Source organism: Rhodococcus sp. MH15 (assembly GCF_019266045.1).
GTDB classification, from domain to species: Bacteria; Actinomycetota; Actinomycetes; order Mycobacteriales; family Mycobacteriaceae; genus Rhodococcus_F; species Rhodococcus_F qingshengii.
On the sequence record NZ_LPNP01000080.1, the window covers coordinates 1,242,490 to 1,266,358 of the forward strand.

At 61.1% G+C, this 23,869-nt stretch carries 37 protein-coding genes and 1 tRNA gene; 37 read left to right on the top strand and 1 reads right to left on the bottom strand.

The features are described from left to right. Positions 1–76 precede the first annotated feature (76 nt). The 15 genes from ATN37_RS28860 (at position 77) to ATN37_RS28930 (ending at position 7,848) form a co-directional block, all read left to right on the top strand. Positions 77–448 carry a hypothetical protein gene (locus ATN37_RS28860; RefSeq protein WP_218695956.1) on the top strand — a complete coding sequence of 124 codons (372 nt, stop codon included), beginning with the start codon at positions 77–79 and terminating at the stop codon, positions 446–448. Then, positions 445–762: a hypothetical protein gene (locus ATN37_RS28865; RefSeq protein WP_218695957.1), complete on the top strand. Its 318-nt coding sequence runs from the start codon at positions 445–447 to the stop codon at positions 760–762. The genes ATN37_RS28860 and ATN37_RS28865 overlap by 4 nt, the downstream gene beginning before the upstream one ends. Beyond that, on the top strand, positions 759–953 hold the full coding sequence (locus ATN37_RS28870; protein ID WP_076948386.1) for a hypothetical protein: 195 nt from the start codon (positions 759–761) through the stop codon (positions 951–953). Before ATN37_RS28865 ends, ATN37_RS28870 begins: the two co-directional genes overlap by 4 nt. Further along, positions 950–1,735, top strand: a complete 786-nt coding sequence (locus ATN37_RS32965; RefSeq protein ID WP_218695958.1) for a hypothetical protein — start codon at positions 950–952, stop codon at positions 1,733–1,735. Before ATN37_RS28870 ends, ATN37_RS32965 begins: the two co-directional genes overlap by 4 nt. Next, positions 1,732–2,049, top strand: coding sequence for a hypothetical protein (locus tag ATN37_RS28880; RefSeq protein ID WP_218695959.1), 318 nt, complete (start codon positions 1,732–1,734; stop codon positions 2,047–2,049). Before ATN37_RS32965 ends, ATN37_RS28880 begins: the two co-directional genes overlap by 4 nt. Continuing rightward, positions 2,046–2,237, top strand: coding sequence for a hypothetical protein (locus ATN37_RS28885; protein ID WP_218695960.1), 192 nt, complete (start codon positions 2,046–2,048; stop codon positions 2,235–2,237). The genes ATN37_RS28880 and ATN37_RS28885 overlap by 4 nt, the downstream gene beginning before the upstream one ends. After that, the gene (locus ATN37_RS28890) at positions 2,234–3,139 is read left to right on the top strand and encodes a YqaJ viral recombinase family protein (RefSeq protein ID WP_218695961.1); all 906 of its coding nucleotides are present in this window, start codon (positions 2,234–2,236) and stop codon (positions 3,137–3,139) included. The genes ATN37_RS28885 and ATN37_RS28890 overlap by 4 nt, the downstream gene beginning before the upstream one ends. Beyond that, on the top strand, positions 3,136–4,098 hold the full coding sequence (locus ATN37_RS28895) for a recombinase RecT (RefSeq protein WP_218695962.1): 963 nt from the start codon (positions 3,136–3,138) through the stop codon (positions 4,096–4,098). Before ATN37_RS28890 ends, ATN37_RS28895 begins: the two co-directional genes overlap by 4 nt. Positions 4,099–4,166: 68 nt before the next feature. Beyond that, complete coding sequence (locus tag ATN37_RS28900; protein ID WP_065455380.1) at positions 4,167–4,532, top strand: hypothetical protein; 366 nt, start codon at positions 4,167–4,169, stop codon at positions 4,530–4,532. 282 nt (positions 4,533–4,814) lie between these two features. After that, positions 4,815–5,450, top strand: a complete 636-nt coding sequence (locus ATN37_RS28905; protein WP_218695963.1) for a hypothetical protein — start codon at positions 4,815–4,817, stop codon at positions 5,448–5,450. Continuing rightward, entirely contained in the window at positions 5,447–5,965 is a 519-nt protein-coding gene (locus ATN37_RS28910) for a hypothetical protein (RefSeq protein WP_218695964.1), read from the top strand. Before ATN37_RS28905 ends, ATN37_RS28910 begins: the two co-directional genes overlap by 4 nt. After that, on the top strand, positions 5,962–6,846 hold the full coding sequence (locus ATN37_RS28915; RefSeq protein ID WP_218695965.1) for a hypothetical protein: 885 nt from the start codon (positions 5,962–5,964) through the stop codon (positions 6,844–6,846). Before ATN37_RS28910 ends, ATN37_RS28915 begins: the two co-directional genes overlap by 4 nt. After that, complete coding sequence (locus ATN37_RS28920; RefSeq protein WP_218695966.1) at positions 6,843–7,049, top strand: hypothetical protein; 207 nt, start codon at positions 6,843–6,845, stop codon at positions 7,047–7,049. Before ATN37_RS28915 ends, ATN37_RS28920 begins: the two co-directional genes overlap by 4 nt. Then, positions 7,049–7,507 (top strand): hypothetical protein, encoded by a 459-nt coding sequence (locus tag ATN37_RS28925; RefSeq protein WP_218695967.1) that lies wholly within the window; start codon positions 7,049–7,051, stop codon positions 7,505–7,507. Before ATN37_RS28920 ends, ATN37_RS28925 begins: the two co-directional genes overlap by 1 nt. Next, positions 7,504–7,848, top strand: a complete 345-nt coding sequence (locus tag ATN37_RS28930; RefSeq protein ID WP_218695968.1) for a hypothetical protein — start codon at positions 7,504–7,506, stop codon at positions 7,846–7,848. The genes ATN37_RS28925 and ATN37_RS28930 overlap by 4 nt, the downstream gene beginning before the upstream one ends. Positions 7,849–8,171: 323 nt before the next feature. Here the strand turns inward: ATN37_RS28930 and ATN37_RS28935 are convergent, their stop codons facing one another. Continuing rightward, the gene (locus tag ATN37_RS28935) at positions 8,172–8,360 is read right to left on the bottom strand and encodes a hypothetical protein (protein WP_064443960.1); all 189 of its coding nucleotides are present in this window, start codon (positions 8,358–8,360) and stop codon (positions 8,172–8,174) included. Between the two features lie 1,202 nt (positions 8,361–9,562). On the opposite strand from ATN37_RS28935, the gene ATN37_RS28940 reads away from it, so the two are divergent. From ATN37_RS28940 to ATN37_RS29045, 22 genes are all read left to right on the top strand, one after another. Then, complete coding sequence (locus ATN37_RS28940; RefSeq protein WP_218695969.1) at positions 9,563–9,883, top strand: DUF6221 family protein; 321 nt, start codon at positions 9,563–9,565, stop codon at positions 9,881–9,883. Beyond that, on the top strand, positions 9,880–10,644 hold the full coding sequence (locus ATN37_RS28945; RefSeq protein ID WP_218695970.1) for a hypothetical protein: 765 nt from the start codon (positions 9,880–9,882) through the stop codon (positions 10,642–10,644). Before ATN37_RS28940 ends, ATN37_RS28945 begins: the two co-directional genes overlap by 4 nt. 339 nt (positions 10,645–10,983) lie before the next feature. Then, positions 10,984–11,057: transfer RNA gene (locus ATN37_RS28950), tRNA-Asn, on the top strand. 776 nt (positions 11,058–11,833) lie between these two features. Further along, the gene (locus tag ATN37_RS28955) at positions 11,834–12,631 is read left to right on the top strand and encodes a hypothetical protein (RefSeq protein ID WP_218695971.1); all 798 of its coding nucleotides are present in this window, start codon (positions 11,834–11,836) and stop codon (positions 12,629–12,631) included. A gap of 120 nt (positions 12,632–12,751) precedes the next feature. Beyond that, a complete protein-coding gene (locus ATN37_RS28960; protein WP_218695972.1) occupies positions 12,752–12,898 on the top strand; it encodes a hypothetical protein in 147 nt (48 codons plus the stop codon). Then, positions 12,898–13,206 carry an HNH endonuclease gene (locus tag ATN37_RS33245; RefSeq protein ID WP_076948365.1) on the top strand — a complete coding sequence of 103 codons (309 nt, stop codon included), beginning with the start codon at positions 12,898–12,900 and terminating at the stop codon, positions 13,204–13,206. Before ATN37_RS28960 ends, ATN37_RS33245 begins: the two co-directional genes overlap by 1 nt. A gap of 146 nt (positions 13,207–13,352) precedes the next feature. Next, positions 13,353–13,718 carry a hypothetical protein gene (locus tag ATN37_RS28970; RefSeq protein WP_065455395.1) on the top strand — a complete coding sequence of 122 codons (366 nt, stop codon included), beginning with the start codon at positions 13,353–13,355 and terminating at the stop codon, positions 13,716–13,718. Next, positions 13,708–15,507: a terminase gene (locus ATN37_RS28975; RefSeq protein WP_082920621.1), complete on the top strand. Its 1,800-nt coding sequence runs from the start codon at positions 13,708–13,710 to the stop codon at positions 15,505–15,507. The genes ATN37_RS28970 and ATN37_RS28975 overlap by 11 nt, the downstream gene beginning before the upstream one ends. After that, positions 15,507–16,994: a phage portal protein gene (locus ATN37_RS28980; protein WP_154100317.1), complete on the top strand. Its 1,488-nt coding sequence runs from the start codon at positions 15,507–15,509 to the stop codon at positions 16,992–16,994. The genes ATN37_RS28975 and ATN37_RS28980 overlap by 1 nt, the downstream gene beginning before the upstream one ends. Then, on the top strand, positions 16,975–17,634 hold the full coding sequence (locus tag ATN37_RS28985; protein WP_218695973.1) for a hypothetical protein: 660 nt from the start codon (positions 16,975–16,977) through the stop codon (positions 17,632–17,634). The genes ATN37_RS28980 and ATN37_RS28985 overlap by 20 nt, the downstream gene beginning before the upstream one ends. Before the next feature lie 49 nt (positions 17,635–17,683). Next, positions 17,684–17,887 (top strand): hypothetical protein, encoded by a 204-nt coding sequence (locus tag ATN37_RS28990; RefSeq protein WP_064443972.1) that lies wholly within the window; start codon positions 17,684–17,686, stop codon positions 17,885–17,887. Then, positions 17,880–18,563: a hypothetical protein gene (locus ATN37_RS28995; protein WP_218695974.1), complete on the top strand. Its 684-nt coding sequence runs from the start codon at positions 17,880–17,882 to the stop codon at positions 18,561–18,563. Before ATN37_RS28990 ends, ATN37_RS28995 begins: the two co-directional genes overlap by 8 nt. A gap of 30 nt (positions 18,564–18,593) precedes the next feature. Beyond that, a complete protein-coding gene (locus ATN37_RS29000; RefSeq protein WP_064443974.1) occupies positions 18,594–18,962 on the top strand; it encodes a hypothetical protein in 369 nt (122 codons plus the stop codon). A 12-nt stretch (positions 18,963–18,974) separates the two neighbouring features. Continuing rightward, the gene (locus ATN37_RS29005) at positions 18,975–20,006 is read left to right on the top strand and encodes a major capsid protein (protein WP_064443975.1); all 1,032 of its coding nucleotides are present in this window, start codon (positions 18,975–18,977) and stop codon (positions 20,004–20,006) included. Next, positions 20,006–20,392: a hypothetical protein gene (locus ATN37_RS29010; protein ID WP_064443976.1), complete on the top strand. Its 387-nt coding sequence runs from the start codon at positions 20,006–20,008 to the stop codon at positions 20,390–20,392. The genes ATN37_RS29005 and ATN37_RS29010 overlap by 1 nt, the downstream gene beginning before the upstream one ends. Before the next feature lie 21 nt (positions 20,393–20,413). Beyond that, the gene (locus ATN37_RS29015) at positions 20,414–20,836 is read left to right on the top strand and encodes a Gp19/Gp15/Gp42 family protein (protein WP_064443977.1); all 423 of its coding nucleotides are present in this window, start codon (positions 20,414–20,416) and stop codon (positions 20,834–20,836) included. Then, on the top strand, positions 20,833–21,192 hold the full coding sequence (locus ATN37_RS29020; RefSeq protein WP_134931924.1) for a hypothetical protein: 360 nt from the start codon (positions 20,833–20,835) through the stop codon (positions 21,190–21,192). The genes ATN37_RS29015 and ATN37_RS29020 overlap by 4 nt, the downstream gene beginning before the upstream one ends. Next, a complete protein-coding gene (locus ATN37_RS29025; RefSeq protein WP_064443978.1) occupies positions 21,192–21,461 on the top strand; it encodes a hypothetical protein in 270 nt (89 codons plus the stop codon). The genes ATN37_RS29020 and ATN37_RS29025 overlap by 1 nt, the downstream gene beginning before the upstream one ends. Next, complete coding sequence (locus ATN37_RS29030) at positions 21,454–21,849, top strand: hypothetical protein (RefSeq protein WP_064443979.1); 396 nt, start codon at positions 21,454–21,456, stop codon at positions 21,847–21,849. Before ATN37_RS29025 ends, ATN37_RS29030 begins: the two co-directional genes overlap by 8 nt. A gap of 52 nt (positions 21,850–21,901) precedes the next feature. Continuing rightward, positions 21,902–22,729 carry a hypothetical protein gene (locus ATN37_RS29035; RefSeq protein ID WP_064443980.1) on the top strand — a complete coding sequence of 276 codons (828 nt, stop codon included), beginning with the start codon at positions 21,902–21,904 and terminating at the stop codon, positions 22,727–22,729. A gap of 143 nt (positions 22,730–22,872) precedes the next feature. After that, positions 22,873–23,247, top strand: a complete 375-nt coding sequence (locus tag ATN37_RS29040; protein ID WP_209447577.1) for a hypothetical protein — start codon at positions 22,873–22,875, stop codon at positions 23,245–23,247. Between the two features lie 47 nt (positions 23,248–23,294). Beyond that, complete coding sequence (locus ATN37_RS29045) at positions 23,295–23,852, top strand: helix-turn-helix domain-containing protein (RefSeq protein WP_064443982.1); 558 nt, start codon at positions 23,295–23,297, stop codon at positions 23,850–23,852. Positions 23,853–23,869: the final 17 nt, after the last annotated feature.

The window sequence follows — 23,869 nt, forward strand, 5'->3', positions numbered from 1 at the left end:
TCCAGATGGCCGGCAACCCGACGCCACCGGCCCAAACTTCCCACACTCTCATTTCTCCTGCGAAGGACATTTTGTGATGACGCATACCCAAAACACGCCCAAAACGGCACCGGTGCAGCCTGAATCGTGCCTGGAATCGTCGCCGCTCGCAGTGCTCGGTCCAAGCGATCCGCTCGTCACTGCGCAGGCTTTCGACTGGCCCGGCGATTCCGACGTCGACCATGACGACGATCTCGACGCGCTCACCATCGAGAACGGAGCGATCCGCTTCGCTGACGAGGTGAAGCCGGTTGTGGTCGACCGCGACACCTGGGCTGAATGGGGACTGGAGCCCGCGCCGAAGTCGTCCCGCCGCATCAAGGTTGCCGCGATCGTCATTGTGGCGGTAATCGCGATCCTGCTGGTAGCCGCTATGGCGTCGCTCGGCCCGATCGGTGGTGCAGCATGAGGCGCCCGACCGCGACTCAGCGCGCAGCCCGGATGGCGGAGCGAGTCCTCATCGAAGGCCGACTGGTTCACCCTCGCGCGAATCACGGCACCTTGTCCGCCTACAACAACTTCGGCTGCCGTTGCCTCGATTGCTCAGCGCGTGAGCTCGAGCGAAAGAAACGAGCCAGGCAGTCGCGGCCCGACGGCGAGTGGACGCGTTTGGATTCCATGCGCGTAGACGAATGGGCTCGATCCCATCCGAACCGCACTCCACTGCAGTGTGATCCGCATCTGTACGCGTTGCTTCACGACGCTGAGTCGGTGGCGGCATGACCGACCACATTCACAACACCGAATGCACGAAGCTCGGTCAGCCCTGCCACGGCCGCGGACTCCCGTGCAAGCAGTCTCACCCAACGCAGCCAGATCTCACCTGCGCCAAGCTCGCCGGCCACGGCCCCAATCACGAGGGCTGGGGCAACGCAATGAAGCGAATCGAATGGACCACGGAGGCAACAGCATGAGCATCACATTCAGCATCAGCCGCGGCGACCTCACGAAGGCGGTCACTATCGGGCTCAAATTCGCAGGCAAGGACGACACCCTTCCGATGCTGCATGGGATTGACTTGCAAATCCTCAGAAGCCGGTTCGTGATCGCCAGCACCGATCGATTCCGTGGAGGCGTCGTCAGACTCCCGGCCGTCGACGATCTTACGGGCGGCGACCAATACCTTGGCCATCTCAGTCGAGGTTCCGCCACCCGAATACTCAAAGTCTTCGGCGGTGGGCGAGCTCCGGAGCGGTCAATGCGAGTGCAGGTCACTGCGGATCGAACCACCCTCACTGTCGGTGATGGTGAAACCAGCATCACCGTAACTTTCACCGGAGAGAAGTTCCCCAATCTGGCCGAGATCCTTCTGGTCGAGATGGAACGTCCGATCGAAGTCGAGAACTGGATGGCGAACTCGGCGTATCTCGCAGCCTTCAAAGACGCTGCTTGGAGTCCGAATCAAGCAGTGAGCATTCGACTCTCGACGCCGAGTCGTCCAGCAGTAGTCCGCATAGGTGAACACTTCATCGGCATCCTGATGCCTGTGAGGTCCGGTACTGACCGAGATCCGGTGTCGGACTGGAAGGAGTTCCTCACACCGACGCCCGAACCCGAACCTGAGAAGCCGGAGCGCGCACCGCGAAAGAAGGCTCCCGCCAAGGCCGCGACGAAGACACTGGCCAAACGCGCCCCGACGAAGCGCACCGCGGCAAAGAAGACTCCGGCCAAGCGTGCATCCAAGGCGGCGAAGTGACTGACCCGCTGCAGGATCCGGTCAATAGTCCGGACTGGTACGAGCAGGAGATCGGCGAGCAGGTCGACCGCGCGTACGAGAGCCTCGTTGCTGATTGCGTCGAGGAGTTCCCAACCCGCGAGCCTGCGACGTTCCCCGCGGTGCCGAGCTTCATCACCTGGGGGTGTGGAACGTGCGGGAAGTGGCGGTCCGCGCCGTGTGCACCGAGCTGCGTGTTTGGCGGCCAGGGCGATCCGGCCGACTTCAAACGCGCGCGTGTCGAGTCGGAACGTCGCGAGGACGTCCAGGCTGCAATGCGAGGTGAGTGGGAATGAAACTCTCCGAAGCCATCGAGAACGTCGGCAAGCGGGTGATCTACACGCACCCAGCAACTCTGGCGACCGAGCCCGGAATCATCCGCAGCGCCGACATTGCGAACCGCGGACTCGTGAACGTCCAGTACGGCGCCAATATCTGGGCCACCCATCACGACAACCTCACACTTGATCGGAGCAGAAGATGACCTCCCGACTCGTGACGACGAAGGCCGTACCGGGCTCGCCGGAGTGGCTGAAGATAATCACCGCGTCCAAGATCCCGTCCATTCTCGGTATCTCGCGGTTCAAGTCGCAGTTCTCGCTGTGGCACGAGATGGCCGGCACCGTGACGCCGGAGCCGATCGGCAAAGCGCAGCAGGACGATTTCGACTACGGGCATGCGGCGGAGCTGGCGGCCGCCGAGTACTGGCGGTACAAGAATCCCGGGTGGAAGCTCTCGCGAGCCGAGGTCCAATACACCAATGACGCACTGGGATTCCCCAACGCCGCCACCGTCGACGCCCGCGGTTCACGCGGATCGAAGCGCCGCGGTGTGGAGAAGAAAACAGCACGCGACCTCGCCGAGTGGGGCGACGACGGAACTGGTGAAGTGCCCGCCGACTACACCGCGCAGGTGATCTGGCAGCAGATCGTCACCGGCTGGCTCGACCCGTCGGACGTCGTCCTGTGGCCGCAATACGGCAAGCCGAAGATCTACACGATTGCGCACGATCCGGTGGTCGCGGAACTCATCCTCGAGCGCGTCAGGGAATGGAATGCCAGCCTGGCCGCAGGGATTCCGCCGGAACTCGACGACTCGATCAGCACGTACGCGACGGTTCGGCGCCTGCATCCCGACATCGATGACCGAGAGGTTCAGCTCGATCCGGATCTCGCTCACGACTACCTGACCACCGTCGCCGAGGAGAAGGACGTCGCGAAGCGGCTGACTGGCGTCAAGTCCCGAGTGCTCGACGCGATGGCCGGGGCGAGGACCGCGAAGGCCGGTGGACTGCTGATCGCAACCCGCGGCCCGCACGGTAAGGGCATTGCACTCAAATCCAACACGAAGGCCGATCCGGCCGAAATCGAAAGGCCTGCAGCATGACAAATCAGATCGCAGTACGCGGAAACACCACCGATCTCGTTATCGACCCGACTCAGTCGACGTTCACCGATGTGCAGGTGGCGGCGCTCCGGCAGCTCGGTGTCGAGGATGCGCCGAAGGGGGACCTCGACCTGTTCTTCCATCAGGCGAAGCGCACCGGGCTGGATCCGTTTGCGAAGCAGATCTACATGCTCGGTCGCCGCACGAAGATCAAGGTGTGGAACGAGCGGGCTAAGCGTCAGGACGAAGAGTGGGTCATGAAGTACACGATCCAGACGGGGATCGACGGCTACAGGGTGACCGGTCACCGGCTGGCGCGTCTCGCTGGTGACGACATCGCGGTCGAGGGTCCGTTCTGGCGCGGCGCCGACGGTGGCTGGGATGACGTCTGGCTGGACCCGAATCGTCCACCACTTGCAGCGAAGTACATCGTCGTCAAGAACGGCGTGAAGTACTCGTCGGTCGCAATGTACGGCGAGTACGTGCAGACGTATTCGAAAGATGGCCAGCAGGTTCCGAATTCGATGTGGGCGAAGATGCCGGCCAATCAGCTCGCGAAGTGCGCAGAGGCTGCGGCATGGAAGAAGGCGTACCCGAACGACTTCTCGGGCATGGTCCTCGAGGACGCTGTGCAGGTGATCGAGGCCGAGTCGACGTCGGTGACGTCGGAACGTGTGCCCGCGCCGAAGGGGGGCACCGCTGGTTTGGCTGCCGCGCTCGGTGTGACGGCAGAGCCTGAGCAGCCCGCGATCGAAGCGCGTGCGACGCCAGATGAGCTGCAGGAGTTGCTCGCGGCGCTGGACAAGCACGGGATCGAAGTGTCGGAGCGGGCGGCATTCTTCGCTAGTCGACTCGAGAGGCCGCAGGGGCAGGAACTCTCCGGGCTCGAAGATCTGACGAGCGCCGAGGTGGCGACCACGATCCAGTTTCTCGAAACCGGCGAAGAACCGGCCGAGTAAGTCCAACTGCAACAGGCTTGGTCCGTCTCTTCGGTGGCGGCCCGGGCGAGCAAGGTGAGAACTGAACCATGACGGCAGAGCCAGCGATCGAGTTCGAGGACGGGCAGCAGTCGGTCGATCGGTTCGTCTGGGAGGGCATCGTCCGACGTGTCAGCATGCCCTCGGGCGCGAAGTATCTGGCGCTGATGTTGGCGACGTTTTCGGACAGTGACGGGTCGCGAATTTATCCCGGCGTCGACCATTTGGGTCGTGTGCTGGAGGTGTCGAATCGGACGGTGATTCGGAACATGTCGTGGCTTCGGGAGAACGGTTTCGTGACTCGTTCGAAGAAGGGGAATCGGTACCAGAAGTTGGCGGACGAGTACCAATTGACGGTTCCGCCAGACGTTCTCGATCGGCTTGTTCTGGATCCTGATGGCGCAGAGTCTAAGTGACATGGGTGTCACCTAGAGATTGTTTCCACAGGCTGTGGATAGAGGTTCGAAATCCTGTGGATAACTACCGATTTCAGAGAACAGACCGAGAAGTCTAAGTGACATTTGGAGCAAGTCTAAGTGACATTTCGCAAAGTCTAAGTGACATTTCGAGCAAGTCTAAGTGACACCCATGTCACCCCACCATATTTACCAACCCATAAACACCAACCACATACCAATCCTTCTAGTTGCTCTAGGTGAGTACCTCACTTGTGGATGTGGATGAACGAAGGAAAATCGATGTCAGCAGTCGGCACGAAAAGACGAGACCTACTGGCGCACGCCAAGCGAGAGTTCGACCTGTCGGTCACCGAACACGAAATGACGATCCTCCGCGACGACGAGCTGTACCGGCACCTCCGATTCCGCAAGCCCGGCACGGGGCTCTATGGCTGGGATCTGATCACCTGGCCCGGCCACCTCGTCGTCACCGGTGACCTCGAGTCATTCCACTTCGCTCGCATAGACGACATGTTCGGATTCTTCGCCGGCAGTGGCCACGAATCTGAAGGTGGAATCAACCCGCACTACTGGGGCGAGAAGATCCAAGGCACCTCGCAGTGGCGGGAATTCTCGTCGGAGATCTTCAAGCAGTTCGTCGTCGAGGACTTCTGGGAACGCCGGCACGACTACGAAGGTGACGTCGTCGAACTCTGGCGATCGATCAAGGATGACGTTCTGGACTACACCGAGTTCGAGAGCGAAGCCAGAAGCGCGCTGCACAACTTCCGGCACCGGGGCCTCCGGGGCGGCGATTTCGAGTTCTTCGACACCTGGGAATGGTCCTTCACGGACTACGACGTGCACTACCTGCGATCGCTGCACGCGATCGTCTGGGGCATTCGGAAGTACCGGGCAGCGAAGGCGGAATCGTGAGAACCGTCCTCGGGATCGATCCCGGAGCGCGCGCAACGGGGCTCTGCGTCCTCTCGGGCGACGAAATCATCGCCCACCGAACAATCACCTCAGAAGGGGAAATATTTCCCGCAGAACGGCGCTACGTCCTCGCAGTCCTCGAAGCAGGCGCGACACTCCTGCAAATCCACGACGTCGACCTCGTCGCCGTCGAGACCATCACCCGGCCGAGCTGGCACATGAAAGGCCGCGCCGCAGTCGACCCCACCGCACTGCTCGCCACCGCCGAAGTGCTCGGCGCAGTCCTCGGAGTCGACTGGCCCGTCAACGTCACCCAGATCCGACCGAACAAAAACGGCTCACAACCACTCGGCACCTACCCCGGAGTCCTCGTCTCACCCGGCGAACGACGCAAGGCCGGATGGGAAGCCCGAATCGGAGGCGGCCAACTCAGACACGCACGCAGCGCTTACGACGTGGCACGACTCGCAACCAAACTCGCCCGCAGAACCGCACTGACGGAAGGCAAGTCATGACCGCAAGCATCAGGCTGAAACTTCTGTCCCTCGGCGCAGGCGTCCAATCCACCGTCCTCGCGCTCATGGCCTGCGATGGCACCCTCGCCGGACTCGACGGCGCGATCTTCGCCGACACCGGGTGGGAGCCACCCAACGTCTACCGTCAGGTCGACAAACTGGAAGTTGAATTCAGTCGCGCCGGAATCCCGCTCTACCGGGTCTCAGTCGGCAACATTCGCAACGACATCACCGACCCCGAAAGTCGATTCGCTTCTGTCCCCTGGTTCATACGCAATCCAGACGGCTCCGAAGGCATGGGTCGCAGACAATGCACCAGCGAATACAAACTGCGCCCAATTGGGCTGAAAGTCCGCGAACTACTCGGAGCCAAATACCCCGACTTCCGCAGCGTTCCAAGAGGAAACACCGCTGAGCAATGGATCGGATTCTCCACCGACGAAATCCACCGCGTCAATGACAAACAGGCAAACCTCTACACCACCAAGCGCTACCCGCTGCTCGACCTCGACATGTCCCGAAAGGACTGCGAACGGTGGCTCAGGGCATCCGGGTGGGGCGATACCGCGAAAAGCGCATGCATCGGCTGCCCATTCCACGGCAACGCTGCATGGCGAGACCTCCGCGACAACCATCCCGAGGAATGGTCCGACGCTGTGGAATTCGACCGACTCATCCGAAAGGGTGGCGCACGAGGTGAACCACTTCGCGGCGAAGCCTTCCTCCACCGGTCGCGTGTCCCGTTGGACCTTGCGCCGATCGACCGCGTGACAGCCAACGAATGGCACGACCGACAGACCGACATCTTCGACGAACTCGCCGAGTTCGGAGACCCAGATGGCTGCTCGCCATACGGGTGCAGATCTGGAGAGGCAGCGTGACCGCGCCTGATCCGGGGTGCGACTCCTGCACCAACCGCGCCCGCTGGGCGATCCAGAACTTCGAAGGCAAAGACATGCAACCCACGACACGGTGGTTCGCATGCGGTCGACACCTCCACTCCATCCTGCTCAACGACCAATGGGAATGGGATTCCGTTCAGCTGATGGAGATTCCACGTGACCTACAGAACTGGGAATGCTGATGACTGACGCGCCTGATCCGGGGTTGACCGACCTCATCGCAGCGCACACATTGCGCGTAGTCGAGTTGAACGAAGAGGTCCGCTATCCCGAATGTAACGGATGTGACTGGGTAGGCGGGCTTGTGAAAGATCATGCCGTACATCTCGCGTCTGTGGTGGAGCAGCACACCAACGGGCAGATAACGGAAGTCGATGTTCGCGCCAGAGCCAGAGTGAAGGCCGCAAACAACCGGGCCAGCATCCGCATAACTCAGATCCGCAAAGAAGAAGCGGCGCGGTTGGAAGCCGAAGCGCGCGCCGCGAAGGCCGAGGCCACGATCGCCAGGGTGGAGAAGCTGCAAGGTGACCTCTTCCAACAAGGCGGAAATCTCATAGCGCAATGGGGAGCCGCACGACTCATCCGCGCAGCTCTGCAAGAGGAATTCATCCGCGCAGGGGTGGAAGGGGAACAGCAATGAGCACCAAGGCACTACACACAGTCACCATCACCGGCGACGAAGAGCACCCACGGATCGAATTCACCTGCCACGGTGGCACCGAGTCCGCCTGCCACAACTACCCCGGATGTGACTGCGAGAGCTGGGACGACGATCACCACCACCCGAAAGTCACGCACGAACTCTGCTGGATGCAGCACTGGTTCGACAACGACTGCATCAGCCCAATGGCCGAGCAGGGTGCTCTCGACGATTGCGAATACAGAGTCGGCATGAGCGGCCCGATCGGCACGATCTTCTGCAACGACTACGTCGAGTGGGAGTTCCTACCCTTCAAGTCCTCTGTGGGTAATTCTCCGTGAAGGTGCGCAGTGCGGGAGAAAGCTCGTATCATGAGACCCGCACCAGCAGCGATCAATGCAGCGCATGCAACAGCGGATGTTACGAGAATATGGTTGGCGACGAACTCGACGAAAAAGATGGTCGACCACACGCCGAGAAGCCCGGCAATGAGGATCATTGTGCCAACGGTTGCGGTACAGATGCGCTTCATATGGGAGGGCTCCTCGGGAGTGCGCTTTGCCTTTGTCGGTACGCATTTGATGTGTATCCCTTGCCGGTGTATCGCTGCCCGACTGCCCTGGCAGCGATACACCAACTGGGAAAGGGACTTTCATCCCTTCGCCTATTCCTTCTCGGACGGTCGCCCCTGTTGAGCGGCCAACGCGAAGCAGAATATGAAACCTCCGACTGCCGCGTAAACCCAGCTCGGAGTCCCGTCAATCCCCAGGATCGCCAAGACGAGGAACAGGATCAGTAAGGCCAGAAACTGCAATCCAAATGCGGTTGCAACCTTCAGCAGGCGTGTTTTCATGAACCATCCTTACCAACGGGCGATAAACGTCTTCCAATGCCATACAGCAGCATTGATCGCCTGATTCTTCAAGAACTGCGGCAGTAGCTTCCATGCAAGGGACCCGATATTACCTGCCGCGCAGCCAGCTACGACTCCGTAGATGTAATTGGTCCACGCTGTGTTCGTGCCGGCGAGGAAGTTGCTGATTGCAGTGGCGGGGACGGAGCCGAGGGCGCCACTTGCGCACCAGGCGACAGCAGCCGCGGCGATGACTGGGAGCGCTTGGGGTGTTACCTGTCCTTCTCCCGGTGTCACCGGCGCGACTGGCGCGACTGGATCGACTGGCGTTTCGATCGCTACGGCAGGCGGTGTTGGGGGACTGATGATTTGGACATCGACGATCGAGGTCGGGGGCGAGACTGGTTGAGCAGACGCTATTCCGTTAGTGCCAAACAAGGCGGCAGAAGCCACGGCGGTTGTGGTGACGGCGCTCAGAAGGATCCTTCGAGCACGTATCGGCATTCGCATTAGTTTTCCTGTCGTTTGGTCCGGACTGTCTCGATGTCGCGGTTCGGTAGTGACTCTATAAATTCCAACCGGTTGGAAAAGGTGCGCAAACACACAGTAAAGGATCGAGGGTGAAAATGGGGAACTCGGTTTGGTTTCGGTGATTCGCGCAAATTTAGGACAATTGTCCACTTGGGCAGAGTGATTGAAAGATGCAACAGGTGCTCGGATTACGTAAAGCGCAATATCGAGATGGTGGAGGTTGATGAAGCGTGACTGATTCGGTTGCCGCACACTTTGACATGGTCGCCGCATGTGAATACGGGACCTCTGGGTGGTGCACGACCGGGCGACACGAAAAGTGCGCCCACCGCATCGGCGGACCGCAAGAGTCCGGAGTCTGGTCGCCCGAGTGTTACGTGACGATCGGAAACAAGCCCAACGGAAAGACCGCCGTTCCGGCCGGATGGCCAACCGTCATCCGGCCATCGCACATCTGGCGCTGCCCGTGCGAATGCCACAGTGTGCCTGTGGACGACGAGCCGAATGACTTGCTCGAACTGTTGGTAGTAGACGGATCGTGAAAGACATTGCGACACAAATAGATTGGTTGAGTATGGCGATAGAATCGGGTAGAATTGGGTAGAAGTGTCCGACGGCTTGAAAGCGGGGATCGTAATGGCCACATCAGCACTCAAGGGGGAACGATGAGCATGGATACTGCTAGCTTCCGCGCCTTCCTCGAATTTTTCGAAGCGCGGATCGCGGACGATGAAGCTATCGCGGGTGGCGCAGTCCGTTGGTCGCACGGGGCGGCAGAGTGGGCAGATGGCGGTGAACCGGATTTCATACATATTGCTCGGCATGATCCTGCTCGGGTGTTGCGTGAGGTAGCGGCAAAGCGGGGGATTGTGGCAAAGGTGCGGCAGGGCATGGTCAATATCCGGATATTTCCCGGGCTCTGGGAGTCGATGCAACTTCTCGCCGTGCCGTACGACGACCATCCCGACTATCGCGAGGAGTGGCGACCTTGAGCTTCGGTGCTGGAGCGGATCACTTCTACCTTGATCGAATCGGGCAGCGGCAGCTTGTCGAGATCCTGCGATCGGTGCCCACTCTCATTGCCGGTCTCGACGTGGCTGTTGGCAAGCAGGAGAAGTTCGGGTCCGGTGGACCTCGGGTTGGCCGAGTTGAACAGGCACAACCGTTGCCGTTCAATCCGCGAGTATCCGACGCGGCAACTGCCTTGCATCACGAGCTGGCGACGTGGGTGCGGTTCGTGTGTGAGCCGCGCGGGATCTGGTACTGGCCGGAAGGCTGCACGCACTCGGCCAGGTTCATCGGACCACTGCGTGAGCGGGAGACGCGTGCGCCGGTTCACTTCTCGCCGCCGAGCACCTTGGAGTTGGCAGAGTGGCTCGATCGTAACGTCGCGGCACTTGCGCTCACTCCCGGTGGTGAAGAAGCGCTCGACGCGATCCGTAACGTCGTCGTGGCCGGGTTCGCGACCCTGCGGCCGCCGCGAGAGGAAGTGATTCCACAGCTCGACGAGGATGCAGTGAATGAGGCGCGCGATTACGAGATGCATCGGCACGCGATCGCGAAGGCTGCACGAGGATTGGGCGAGGATTACGCGGGTCTGACGGCCGAGCGAGTGAACACTCTTCGCCGAGCAAAGAAGATATTCGGCACACGGTGCATCGTGGCAACCCGGGCGGAGCTATTCCGATTCGGCGATGTCCTCGACGCGCATTTGGAACACAAGAGTCGAAGCCGCAGTAAAGAAGCGGCGTGAAACCTTAACCACGCCAGGTGTGTTAAGCTTCGCTCGCAAGGGCGTGAGAGGTATCCGAAAGGGTAAGTCTCACGCCCCTTCTGCATCCAGGGGCCGTCTGGGTCTGTCGATGCACTAGCCGAAACATCACCGGCGGGTGCTCCGGGAATCAACGCCACAATCTTCCGCTCAGGTCAAAGTCGCCGATCCGGTTCTGCTCACGCGCCGGATATGGAATCCAAGCTCGCACCAAGACGGCCCCCGCCGTAGTGCGCTGCTGCCTGGGCGGGCTCAAACGTCCCCGCTGTCGTGGGGCACACGGTGATCCGGGGAGAGCGGTAGCCGAACAACTGAATAGATTCCCCTACAGCTCATGTTAGGAAGAGCATCCGACCGTTAATCGGATGGGCGCTGGTTCGAGTCCAGCAGGGGAAGCGGGTCGGCATTCATCCAACTTGCAGGCGCAGGCGGTGACGTTCCTGCATTGAATCGGCGGATTGCGTCGTCGAGAAGTTGGCTGTTGGCCACTGCGATTTGAACAGTACGACTGGCTGCAAGTGGCCAATCCGCCTCAGCACGGGCGGGGTCTTTGCTTGAGATGCACTCAATTACAGCATCCAACGCGAGGTGCACTAGTGCAGCATCGCGCAATAGAGTCTTGTCGGCCAATTGAGTGAAGGCCAACTGGACTTCGAGTATTGCCCGGCGGGCGACCATGATCACGTGCCGCTGCGCTGACAGCAGTTCGGCCGTACTCAGATCTCCCGGGAACTTGGCCTGAAACTTGGCGATTTCATTGAAATGATTCACCTCGCCAATGACGTTCCCTGCATGCTCGATTATTGCGCGGACGGCGCCGTACTCGCGCGCATCGATTCCGCTACCCACTTGGATGTCGATTGAGTCCTGCGCTTTCGAGGCCGAGGCGGCGGCATGACGATTGGCGTTGTTCGTTTGCCAAACCGCCACTACCACAGCGGCGAGCGTGCCAATGCCTGCAATCCAAGTGCCGAGATTGCCGAGCTGGTCAGCTCCCCAGTCGACTTTGTTTGATATGGAAACTATTAGTCCACCGACAATGACGCCGGACAAGATTCCGACTGATATCGACACGATCAAGTGCTTGGTCTTAGGCATTCCTCAATTCAAGCATTTCCGCAATTCAGAAGGCTGATGGATCAGCACGTCAACCCTGTGAGAGAGGCCAGAAATGACGAGTACCGCCCTGAAATCCGATGCCAGGCCGAAGGTTCAGTTCCCGTCAGGGTCATGCGCCATTGACAACGCCTTGCTCATCGCGGACATCGTCGAGGCAACAGGTGTGTCGACTGCCGTGGTCTGGACTCAGATCGAGAAGGTCTGCTGCCAAGGCAAGGCATACGTTGACAACGTCAACTCACTTGCCAATCTTGGCCTGCCCACCTGGCAGTGGCTGTGCGATCACAACGGCGTCGACCTCGATGCACTGCATGTGATGATCCGCGCAGGCAAAGTCACCGACCAGATGTACATCGCCGCTATCCGCGACAACCTCGGAGGTCTCGCAACACTCGGCAATGACAAGCAGCTCTACGGCGACGGCGGACTGATCTCCGACAACTACTCAGTCGTGCCGATCCCGAACAACACCGGACGTCCCGAGTACATCGTCCCGAAGCGTGAAGGCGAGAAGGCCGCGCGCCGACTCGAACGGATGCTCCGGATCGTCCTCGCCCCCACCAAGGCTGACCCCTACTTCCGTCGGGGTACCCCGCACTACGAGGAGGCCACCCGGGTACTGGGTGCCAGCGCAAGATGGACGCTCGATGAATCGGTTCGTCAAATCAGCCGACGTTGGCTCAAGGTCGATCGCTTCGTCCCCGATGTCGACGGCTGGCCGCAACTCACCGCCGCCAATGACGGGACCCTCGTGACCGAGTCCGTCCGAATCCGGATCCCTCGCGACTCGTGGCTCGCCCGTGGCTACTCCCATCGGCGACACCGCAAGGGTCTTCCCTCCGTCGGGTAGCCGACCCTGACTGCAGTCCTCAGTGCATCAGGGCCACATCGGCGTCAGGCTGTCGCGGTCAATCGCCGCGGCGGCCGGCGCCGTACCCATGTCGAACTCGGAAGTGAAAGGCAGGAACGCATGCCAACACTCGAAGACATGATCGTCGACGACCTCGCTCATCTCCGACGCGAGCGAAGCCGAGCGAACAAACCGGCAGTCGCCGCCCTCACTGCGACGCTGAACGGTCGGCTCACACTGCTCACCGGTGATGGGCAGGACCACTGATGGCCTGGGAGCGCGGAGGCCACAGCCGCACCAGCACCGCAGCCCACCGACGCTGGGCCAGACAGGTCAAAGCCCGGGACGGATACCGGTGTCAGAGGTGCGGGTATCAGGGCAGCGCGACGGCCCAACCGCATGACATCGAGGCCAATCACATCGTCAACACCAGGTCCGGGGGTACCGACACGCTCTCCAACGGAGAGGCCCTCTGTTTGCCTTGTCACGCCACGGAAACTCAACGTGAGGCCCAGGCCGGACGAGCAAAGAACGGCCGCCTCCGACCAGCTGAGCCGCACCCGGGCCGACGCTGATGTGATCTCCGCACCGCCACTCCGGCCCGCCCCGTGACCCCCTGGGGGGATGCCCCTACCCCCACCCCACGGGCCCACGGTTGGCATAGCAGTCAAAAACATGCGTGCGCCGCTTCTGGTTTTTTGGAGCGAGGAGGAGGTCTGCGATGGTCAAGCCAAAAGCGCCGGCAGGCTTTCGCGCGGCAGGAAAAAAGCTCTGGTCCGGAATTTCCGGTGCATACGAGTTGCGTCCCGACGAGCTCCGGATTCTCGAAGATGCTTGTCGCGAGGCTGATCTGATCGACTCGATGGTCAAGTGGCTCGAAGACGACGACATCATGACGACCGGGTCGACCGGGCAGCCGGTGGTCAATCCGCTGGTGTCCGAAGTGCGTCAGCATCGGACTGTTCTGTCGTCGTTGATGCGGCAGCTGAAACTGCCCGACGACGGCAATGTCGAGAAGGAGGCGGGCGAGCGCTCAGCCTCCGCAAGGACCGCGGCGAACGCCCGGTGGTCCAGGCGTGGCGCGTAGTCGCGCGGCGACTCTGATCAAGTCTGCGGATTCCGAGTTCGCCGAGATCATTGCCTGGTACGAGGAGCAGCTCGACGACGCTACTCCGCCAACGGGGTTGTTATGGGAGCCGGTGAAGATCGGCCCGACGTGGCAATGGGACGAAAACGGCTGGGTGTTGCCCGAGGCCAGTCTCGGATGGCGGGTCCTCGCCTGGTCAGGAAAGTGGCTCAGGGACAAGCGTGGACAGCCATGGCAGTTCACTCCCGAGCAGACTCGTTTCATCCTCTGGTTCTTCGCGGTCGACGAGAACGGCGGATTCCTCTATCACTCGGCGGTCCTGCAGAGGCTGAAGGGTTGGGGCAAGGATCCGGTTGCGGCATGTCTCGCGCTCGCAGCGTGTTTCGCCGAGGTGACGTTCGACCACTGGGACGGCGATCGTCCGATCGGTCGCGAGGAACCGAACGCGTGGGTGCAGATCGTCGCGGTCAATCAGGAGCAGACCAAGAACACGATGAAGCTCCTGCCGTCGTTGGTGCCGGCGGAAACCCGCCAGCATTACGGCATCCAGATCGGCAAGGTCAATCTCTACGGCCTCGGCGACACTCGGCAGATCGAAGCGGTGACCTCGTCAGCGATGGCGATCGAGGGTGGCCGGCCGACGCTGATCATTCGCGGCGAGACACAGAACTGGAATTCGTCGAACGGCGGCCACGAGATGGCGGGCGCTATCGAGGGCAACGCCGCGAAATCCGAAGACGGTACCGCTCGGATGCTCGACATCTGCAACGCCTTTCGCCCCAACGAGGGCTCAGTGGGGCAGGTCGTTCGCGAAGCATGGGAAGCGACTCAGGGCGAGGAATCGGAGTTTCAGGACTTCGGTCTGCTGTACGACTCACTGGAAGCGCCACCGAAAGCGCCACTCAGCGCCGAGGCGGCACCCGATGTGGTGCGCGCAATCGCGGGCGATTCGACCTGGCTCGACACCAAGCCGCGCGGTCGCATCGTCAAATCAATTCTGAACTCTGCGAACCCTCCGAGCGAGTCACGGCGCAAGTGGTACAACCAGATCACGGCCGCCGAGGACGCCTGGGTCGTCCCGCAGGACTGGGATGCCAACGCTGATCCTCGTGTGCTCGAGCGCGGCGATCGCATCGTGATGTTCTTCGACGGATCGAAGTCCGATGACGCGACCGCCCTGGTCGGGTGCCGAATGTCGGACGGGTACATATTCCGGATCGGTATCTGGCAGCGCGGCCCGAAGGACAAGGACTGGATTGTCAATCGGGACGCGGTCGACGTCCGGGTTCACGAGACGTTCGCGAAGTACTCGGTTGTCGGCTTTTGGGCTGACCTTTCCGACGCTCGCGACGACGAAACAGGTGAGCGCTACTGGGAGCCATACGCCGACGCCTGGGCTCAGAAGTATGCCCAGAAGCTACGGCTACTCCCGGCAGTTAAGTCGGGAGACTCTGCGCACCTGATCAATTGGGACATGCGCTCACCGGCCCACATGAAGGTCTTCATCGAGCACGCCGAGCGATTCACCTCGGATGTGAAGAACGGCGCAACGGAGGGGAGTACGGGCGTGATCCCTCATGACGGAGACAAAATCTTGCAACAGCATGTGAAGAACGCGCGCCGGCGCCCCGCTCGTGGAATCGGCGTCGGTCTCGGCAAAGAGCATCGCGAGTCGAAGAAAAAGATCGACGGCGCGGTCTGCGCGGTTGGCGCTCGAATGATGTGGCGCATTGCCATCCGCAGTGGAATCAAGGCGACATCGCGTTCGCGGAAGGCGGTCACCCTGTGATGAAAGGGATTTCGCAGCTGTTCGGCGGGCGTGGCATCCCGGCTCTGTTTCTCCGGACGCTCGCCCTCGACGACGACGAGGAACGCCTCGTCGGACAGATGCGCGCGCAGATCCGGAAGTTCGCGGCGAAGAACGCCATCAAGAATGCCTTCTACGAGGGTAAGCAGAAGACGCGACAGCTCGACATTGCGGTGCCTCCGGGCTTGCAGGATCTCGCTGTGTCGATGGGATGGCCGGGTACAGCAGTCGATGTCCTCGAGGAGCGGCTCGACTTTCTGGGATGGACGTCGGTGCAGGACCTCATGGGGCTTGATGACGTGTTCCGCGAGAACAGCCTCGGCGTGGAAGCCGGGCGAGGGCATTTGGATGCACTGATCACCGGAACCGACTTTGTGACTGTCGGCCGCGGCGACACCAACTACGGCGAACCTGACGTTCTGGTCACCGTGGAGTCCGCGTCGTCTGCGACGACGTTGCGGAACTATCGAGCGCGTCGGTCGGAGGCCGGATTGTCTCAGACGCGCAATGAATTCGGCGCGGTGGAGATGGAGACGCTCTATCTGCCGAACTCGACCATCGGGTTTGCCCGCAATGAGCGAACGAAGAAGCTCGAGGTCATCTCTCGAGACGATCACAATGCCGGGCGAGTGTTCATGGCGCGCTTGGTCAATAGGGATCGAGCGTCGGATCTTGATGGGCGATCGGAAATTACTCGCCCGGTGATGTATTACACCGACGCAGCAATTCGAACAATGCTCGGAATGGAGATCAATCGCGAGTTCTACACTGCTCCTTCGCGATATGCGCTCGGCGCGGACCCGGAGCAGTTCGGTGTCAATGAGGATTCGACCGAGTCGGAGAAACGGCAGGCTGGCTGGAAGGCGGCCATGGGCCGATTCAACGTCATACCGCGAACCGAAGACGGGCTTGCGCCGACGGTGGGGGAGTTTCACCCAGCGCCACCGACACCGTACATCGATCAGGTCAAGATGTACTCCCAGCTACTGTCCGCCGAGACCGGCATTCCGTCGACCTACCTCGGTTTCTTCACGGACAATCCCGCGTCTGCCGACTCGATCCGACAGGCAGAGTATCGACTGGTCAAGCGCGCAGAGCGTCGGCAAGGAACATTTGGCCAAGGGTGGCGCGAGATTGCGTACCTGTCACTGCTCGCTCGTGACGGCAAGGTGGATGCAGATGCGTTCCGCAAGATCGGCGTTCGATGGCGTGACGCTTCGACTCCGACTCGTGCCGCAACTGCTGATGCCGGACAGAAGTTGGTGGGAGTGAAGATCCTGCGTCCGGACTCGCCCGTGACGTACGACTATATGGGTTTCTCGGAACAAGATCAGATGCGCTTAGCCGAGGAGAATCGATTGGCGATGGCAGCTGAACTTCCCGACCTGCTGCGCAAGGCTGCTGGCCAAGTTTCAAACCCTCAGGTGATCGAGTTGTCGAGTAGGCGCAATGCCAACGAGCCTGCTTGAGCGGAAGGAGATTCTGGGCCACCTGGACCGGCTAGCGATCAATGAGATCGTCAATGTCTGGGACACGGCGCAGGGTCTCCCTTCTGCGGAGTTCCGATCGGTGATGGTGAATTCATTGCCTGCGGTGACGGATCCGTATGCCGCTGCTGCGTCGAATCTGGCTGCTGCTTGGTATGACGAGTCTGCGCCGAATTTGCCCTATCGAGCGAAGCCGTCGCCACTTCCCGCGTCGGAGGGCTTGCTGTCTTCGGCTGATTGGGCGATGGGTGCTCGTGGCGCGGATGCGCTTGCCCGGCTGGCTGAGGTTGCGCAGAAAGCTATCTGGAGTGGTAATCGGCAGACGATCTTCGACAATGCGAAGGCAGAGCCTGGCGCGCGCTATGAGCGGGTTGCCGAAGGCAAGTGCTGCGCATTCTGCGCGATGCTCTGTACGCGAGGCGCCGTTTACCTGGAATCCACGGTGGGGTTTCGCGCTCACGGAAACTGTCGCTGCGGCGCGCAAGAAGTGCGGCCAGGCAGGTCCTTTGATCGGCCTGCCCACTATCAGCGCTTCGATGAGGCGTATGCCCAAGCTTCGCGTAATGCCACTGGCACGGACGCGATTCTCGCCGAGATGCGAATCATTCTCGGCTCTTCCTGACCATTTTCAGTGCTGCATGGTGCTGACCTATCCCGCACGGGAGTAGAAGATGAGTAGTGAACAGTTGGAAATCCCTACAGCTGAAGCGTTGTCGCGATATGCGCGCGAGCTGAAGGAAGGGGGATTCTCGCAGCCAGTGATCGACCAGCTCGTGATTCACGCGTCGGAGCACCTCGTGCTGGGTCGCGCACGACGCGACGAGTGCGGCCAGGAATCCGGCGTGCTGCGAGTGAAGGTGATCGCGAATGCATAACCCGAGAAAGTCGCTGCTCGTCGTTGCCCCTGCGGCTTTGGATCCTTTCGGCCAGTTCGGAAATCGCGCCGCTCGGCGTCACCCTCGACGAGATCCGAATGGGCACCCGAACGGCAATCCGAATCCGAATCCGAATCCGGAACCTGAGCCGAACCCGAACCCCGAACCCAATCCTGACGCGGCTAACTGGGCAAAGGTTTTCGAGGGTATGACGCCGGCCGAGGTGAAGGCACAGTTCGATCAGGCGAAGGATAATCGCGAGGCCGCGGAGAAGTGGAATCAGATTCAGAAGGCCTTCACGGGCGAAGGCGGCGACACGCCACCGGATCCCGCGCAGCTAGCCACCGACCTGTCTGCCGCAAGGGCCGGCGAACGCGAAGCGAAGGTCGAGAACGCGATTCTGCTTCTCGCCCCCACTGAGGGGGCGAATCCCAACTCGTTGATCGACTCCCGATCGTTCATGACCAGGATCGCCTCGCTCGACCTCGATCCCACAGCCGCCGACTTCAACGAGAAGGTGACCGCAGAGATCAAAGCAGTTGCGGCGGCGCATCCGCTCACGGGCATTCCCCGCGGCCCGCTGCCCAACCCGCAGCAAGGTAACCCCGGCCATCAGAAGACGGAATCTACCGTCTCGGCAGGCCGTGCGCGATACAAGGAACGAAACCCCAAGTAGACCAACACATTCAACGAAGGAGGGATCCGGATGGATCTCAACATCAGGACCGAACGCTTCGGCCAGGATGACCAGTCCTGGCTGGCATCGGCACATGGCACCGACACGGCACGGGCAGTCAACATCGACGTGTCGACGTTCACGGCCGCCACTCACTACCCCGAGGGGTACCTCAAGTCCGGGTTTCCACTCAAGAAGGTCGGCAACCGGTACGGGCTGCGAACCAACGCCGACACCGAACCGATCGAGGGGCATCTCTTCACCGCGGTGAAGATTCCCCCGGGCGCGACCGTCGTGGTCGGTGCTCTCTTCTGGCATGGCGCCGTCCTGGCGGCGAAGCTGCCGTCTTCCGTCGACGTCGACGGTCAGGCAACTGCCCGCGACATCCGATACTTCTGAGGAGCCTGACTCATGGCACTAGTAATTAACAGCGACTTCATCACCCCGGCCGAACTCACGGGTTACATCCGCGAGGCTCTGGCCGATCAGGCAGTCAATGATCTGTCGCTGATCGACAATTTGCTTCCGGACACCCTCGTCCCTGATGTGGACTTCCGGGCGAACATCACGCAGCACGGCCTGAAGCGGGCTGCGAAGTTCCGTAGCTGGGACACCGAGGCTCCGCAGTCGCCCCGCAAGGGTCTGACTCGAATTTCCGGTGAGCTGCCTCCGCTTTCGGAGAAGAAGCGCCTCGGTGAGTACGACCGTCTGCGGCTGCGGAGGGCGAATTCGGCGATCCTGGACCTGATCCTCAAGGATGCGGTGGAGCTCGCGGACGCGATTCGCACGCGCCTGATCATCGCGAAGGCGCAGGCGCTCGTGACCGGCAAGGTCAGCCTGGCGCAGGATGGTCTCGAGATCGAGGCCGACTTCGACCGCAAGTCGGGACATTCCATCACTGCGGCAACTCTGTGGTCCGGTGCTGCTGATCCGATCCTCGATCAGGAGTCTTGGTTCTCGGTCTTCCGGGTTTCGAACTCCGGCAACCCGGGCCGCGCGATCACTTCGCAGCGAGTCATTTCGACACTCATGCGGAATGAGGCGATTCGCAACGCAGTATCTCCTCCGGGTGCTGCCGTGCCGTCCATCGTCACACTCGAGGCGGTGCAGGCCCTGTTCACTTCGTTCGGGCATCCGCGTTTCGAGATCTTCGACGCACAGGTTGAGGATTACAACGGTGACGCCACGCGCCTCATTCCGGACGACTCGATCCTCTACGTCGGCGGATCGAGCATGACGTCGACGAAGCTAGGCGAAACCCTCTGGGGTATCACGGCCGAGGCGATCGAACCCGACTACTCGATCGACGAGGACGAGGCTCCCGGCATCGTCGTCGGTTCGTACATCGATCAGGATCCGATCGCACGTTGGACGAAGGCTTCGGGAATCGGCTTGCCGATCCTGGGCAACTCCAACGCGACCATGATCGCCAAGGTTCTCTGATGGCGCGCCTGATCACCTCTGTGCATGTCGCGGACGAGTCGGGCGTCAGTCATGTGTTCGGGCCAAGCGATGCGGTTCCGTCCTGGGCTGCTGCCAGGATTACCAATCCCGCGGCTTGGGACGGCCCGCCACCCGAGCCTGAGGTCACGGAACCCATCGTGGTCGAGACCGAGACGACAACCGAATCCGAGACCGTAACGGAAGAGGTCGCACCGGAAACCGCAAGTGCGCCGGCCACCGAAGAGGAGCTGACGCCCGACCTCGCAGCGGAATCCGTGTCTGAACCGGAGACGGTGGAGTCCGAGCCGGAAACGGTTAAGCCCGAGCCTGTAACAGCGGCGCCCAAGCGTCGCGGTCGACCCGCCAAGGCTGCGACCAACAACTGAAAACTAGGAGGTGCCGATCCGATGGCATGGACAATTCCGAAGGATGTTCGCGACCGTTGGATCGGCCCTCCGACCGAGGCGACCGACGAGCAGATAGCGGTCAAGATCGCCGACGTGGAGGATGACATTCTTCGCGCAGATCCGAATATCGAGGACCGCATCACCGCCAACAAGCTGCCACTGATCCGAGTAAAGAAGGTCGTTGCCCGGATGCTGATCCGGCACCTTCAGAACCCCGAAGGTGTGCGCAGTGTCCAGCAGGGCGCCGGCCCGTTTCAGACGTCGACCACATACGGCGGCGCCGAGCCTGGCGCGCTCACACTGACTGATGACGATCGCGAAGAACTCGGCATCCCGAAGCGGAAGACGCGGGCGTTCTCCGTGGACATGACGCCTCCGGGTGCGTATCGATCGAGAACTCCTGACACGGAGTGGTTCTCGTGAAGCCCTTTCCTCGAGCTCACACGATCGGGATCCGTCGGTTCCAGCAGTCCGATGAACTCGACGCGGGCCGCAACCGGAAGAAATCATGGTCCGATCCGGAACCGACTCTCGTGTACGGCTACGGCTCACGTTCGGACTACGGCATGTCGGAGCCAAACCAGCCGAACCGAGACATGGTCATAGAAGGCCTCGTGGTGCTCGCACCGCCGGAGGTGACGATCAGTGCTCTCGATCGCGTCGTGATTCCCGGCTACGACCACGACTTCGAAGTCGACGGCGAGGACTCCGATTGGACGAAAGGCCCATTCGGGTTCACGCCCGGCCGCTCAATCGCACTGAAGAAAGTGGAGAACTGATGAGCAAAGCTGACATCGTCTGGAACCCTCACGCGCTCGAGCAACTCCGTCGCGGCGCCGAGGTCATGGGTCATCTGCATCGAACGATGGAGAAAGTCCATGCCGCGGTCGGCGGGAACGCTGCCGGGTACACCCTCTCGTCCGTGCAGGGGCAGAAGCGGCCGCAGGGCCGCGGATTCGTATCGGTTGCGGCAACCACCGCGCAGGCGAAGCGATCGGAAGCCAAGCACAACAACCTCATCCGCGCCGCGGGAGCGTCCAGTGGTTGAGGTCATCGAGTTCGACCCTGTCGAAGAAATCGTCACGAACTATCTCTACGACAACCTCGGCGACAACACGGACGTTTCGACTCGCGTCCCAGTGCCCCGGCCCAATACGTTCGTCACAGCGCGCGCTGCAGGCGGTGGTGATCGCAACATCATCCTCTCCTCGCGGATGGTGATTTTCCAATGCTGGGACAACGACGAAGACCGCGCGCGCAGGCTCGCCGAGCGATCGTTCTCGATTCTCAAAGCAGCGCAGCGTGATTCGACCGAACCGAGGATCCGTCAGGTGACCACGATCGGTGTCCCGCAATCGTTTCCGGATCCCGAATCGTCGACGCCGCGCTACCAGTTCACCCTGCAGTTCGACATCAGGGGACACATCACTTCGTAGGCCGTGCACCGCCATTCGCGGCACGGCCAACTCTGCCTGAAAGGGGCATCCCATGGCATCTTCTGCCGGCAACATCCTTACCTCCGAACCGCTCGCCAACGGCGTCGTGTTCCGTTCTCCGCTCGGCACTCCGGCGCCCGGCCCGGCCGGCTCTGCCCTTCCGCCCGCCTGGCTCGATCACGGCTATGTCGGCGAGGACGGCATGACCGAGTCGGAGACCCGAGACAAGACCGAGAAGAACGCCTTCGGTGGCGCGGTCGTCAAAGTCCTTCAGACCAAGTACGGCCTGGTCTTCAAGTTCAAGTTCATGGAGTCCAAGAACGCGACCGTGCTCAAGACCGTTTTCGGTGAGAGCAACGTCGTGGTCTCCGGCAACGTGATCACGGTCAACAAGAACAAGAAGACGCTGCCACACTCCTCGTGGGTCCTCGACACCGTCGATGAGGACACGAACGTGCGGAACTACATTCCCGACGGCCAGCCGAGCTTGACTGGCGACCGTGTGTACGTGCACACCGACACCATCTCTTACGAAGTGGAAATCACCTCGTTCGAGAAGAACGGCAACAACGCGGTCATGACCATCAGCTCCGCCGATGGTTCTGTGACGAAGCTGTTCACGCTGCCTGGCGGCTCCACTGCAGGCACGTGGAATGTGTACGTGGACGGCGAGACCACGGACGGCATCGCTTTCAATCCGACGGCCACAGCAGTGAGGACCGCACTCGAGGCTCTCCCGACCGTCGGCGCCGGCAATGTTGACGTGACCGGCTCCACCGGGGGCCCGTTCACGGTCGTATTCAAAAACGGCGCAGGTCTTGTGACCGCATCGGGATCCGGTCTCACCCCTCCCGGTGCTGTGACCGTCGCCGCGGTCTGACCGCATTCTCCCGCCCCGTGAGGTGTCAACACCATTGGACCGGGCCTGCCCTTCACGGGGCGGGACACCAACAGGCCCGTCCGTCAAACGCTTTCACGTAATCGACGTTGAGCAAATCCGTTCTCGAAAGGCTTGGTCCAACCATGGCTATCTTCCGTGTCACTCCTGCCCACGATCCTTCGATTCAGATCGAGTTCGAGATCCCGATCAAGGGCCGTCAGAACCCGCTTTTCTTCACGGTTCCGAAGATTCAGTACTTCCCGGTCGAAAAGTCTAAGGAGTTCTACGATTGGCTCTCGGGCAAGAACGAGCCGCAGCCGGAAAATGGAGAGCCGTTGGAGCCGGTCCGTCGGTCCGGCCGAGACATCGTCCTGAAGATGCTCAGCCTCCATGTGAGCGCCAAGGATTACGCGATCCTCGAGAAGCTCACTGACGGTGAGCTCGGCCAGATCGACACTCACTGGGAGAACGAGTCGAAGACGCCAGTGGGGGAATCCTCAGCCTCCTCGGATACCTAGAGGACGAGGAGGAGGTCGCCGAGGCGATCCAAGCTGATCTGCTCCCAATGGGTAGATCGCTGGATTTCCTCGGCACCGCGAATCTTTCATGGTGGGACCTCAAGTGCTACCTCAAGTACCCCCCACCAAACGGCGCGTATATGCGCCGTTTGAATCCTGATCTTCACTGGGATCTGCACGCACACTTGCTCGCTGGCATCTTCGACGGAATCCAGGGCGGCAACTGGCAGCGCGGCGGCAACTCGAAGGCCAAGCGCCCCGAGCCGATGCCACGCCCGGGCGTTACACCGCCCGAGGAGAGCAAGCCGAAAACGGTGCTACCAGTCTCTGAGCTTCGCAAGAGGCTCAAAGCAGACAACCGGGAACAGGTTCCGCTCGCAATTGCCGACCGACCCGAGATCCTCGACGCCGAATCCAGCGAAACCTTCGACGACGAACTCAAACCAGGGACTCCGAAGCTCACCACGCAGCAAGTGTTGGCAGTGCGCGCGCTCGCCACGAGTGGATGCACCTACGCCGATCTTGCTGCCCTCTTCCACGTTTCACGGTCGACGATCGGCCGCATTGTGACACGCAAAACGTGGAAGCACCTCGATGACAACTGAATAACTGGAGGTGGCCC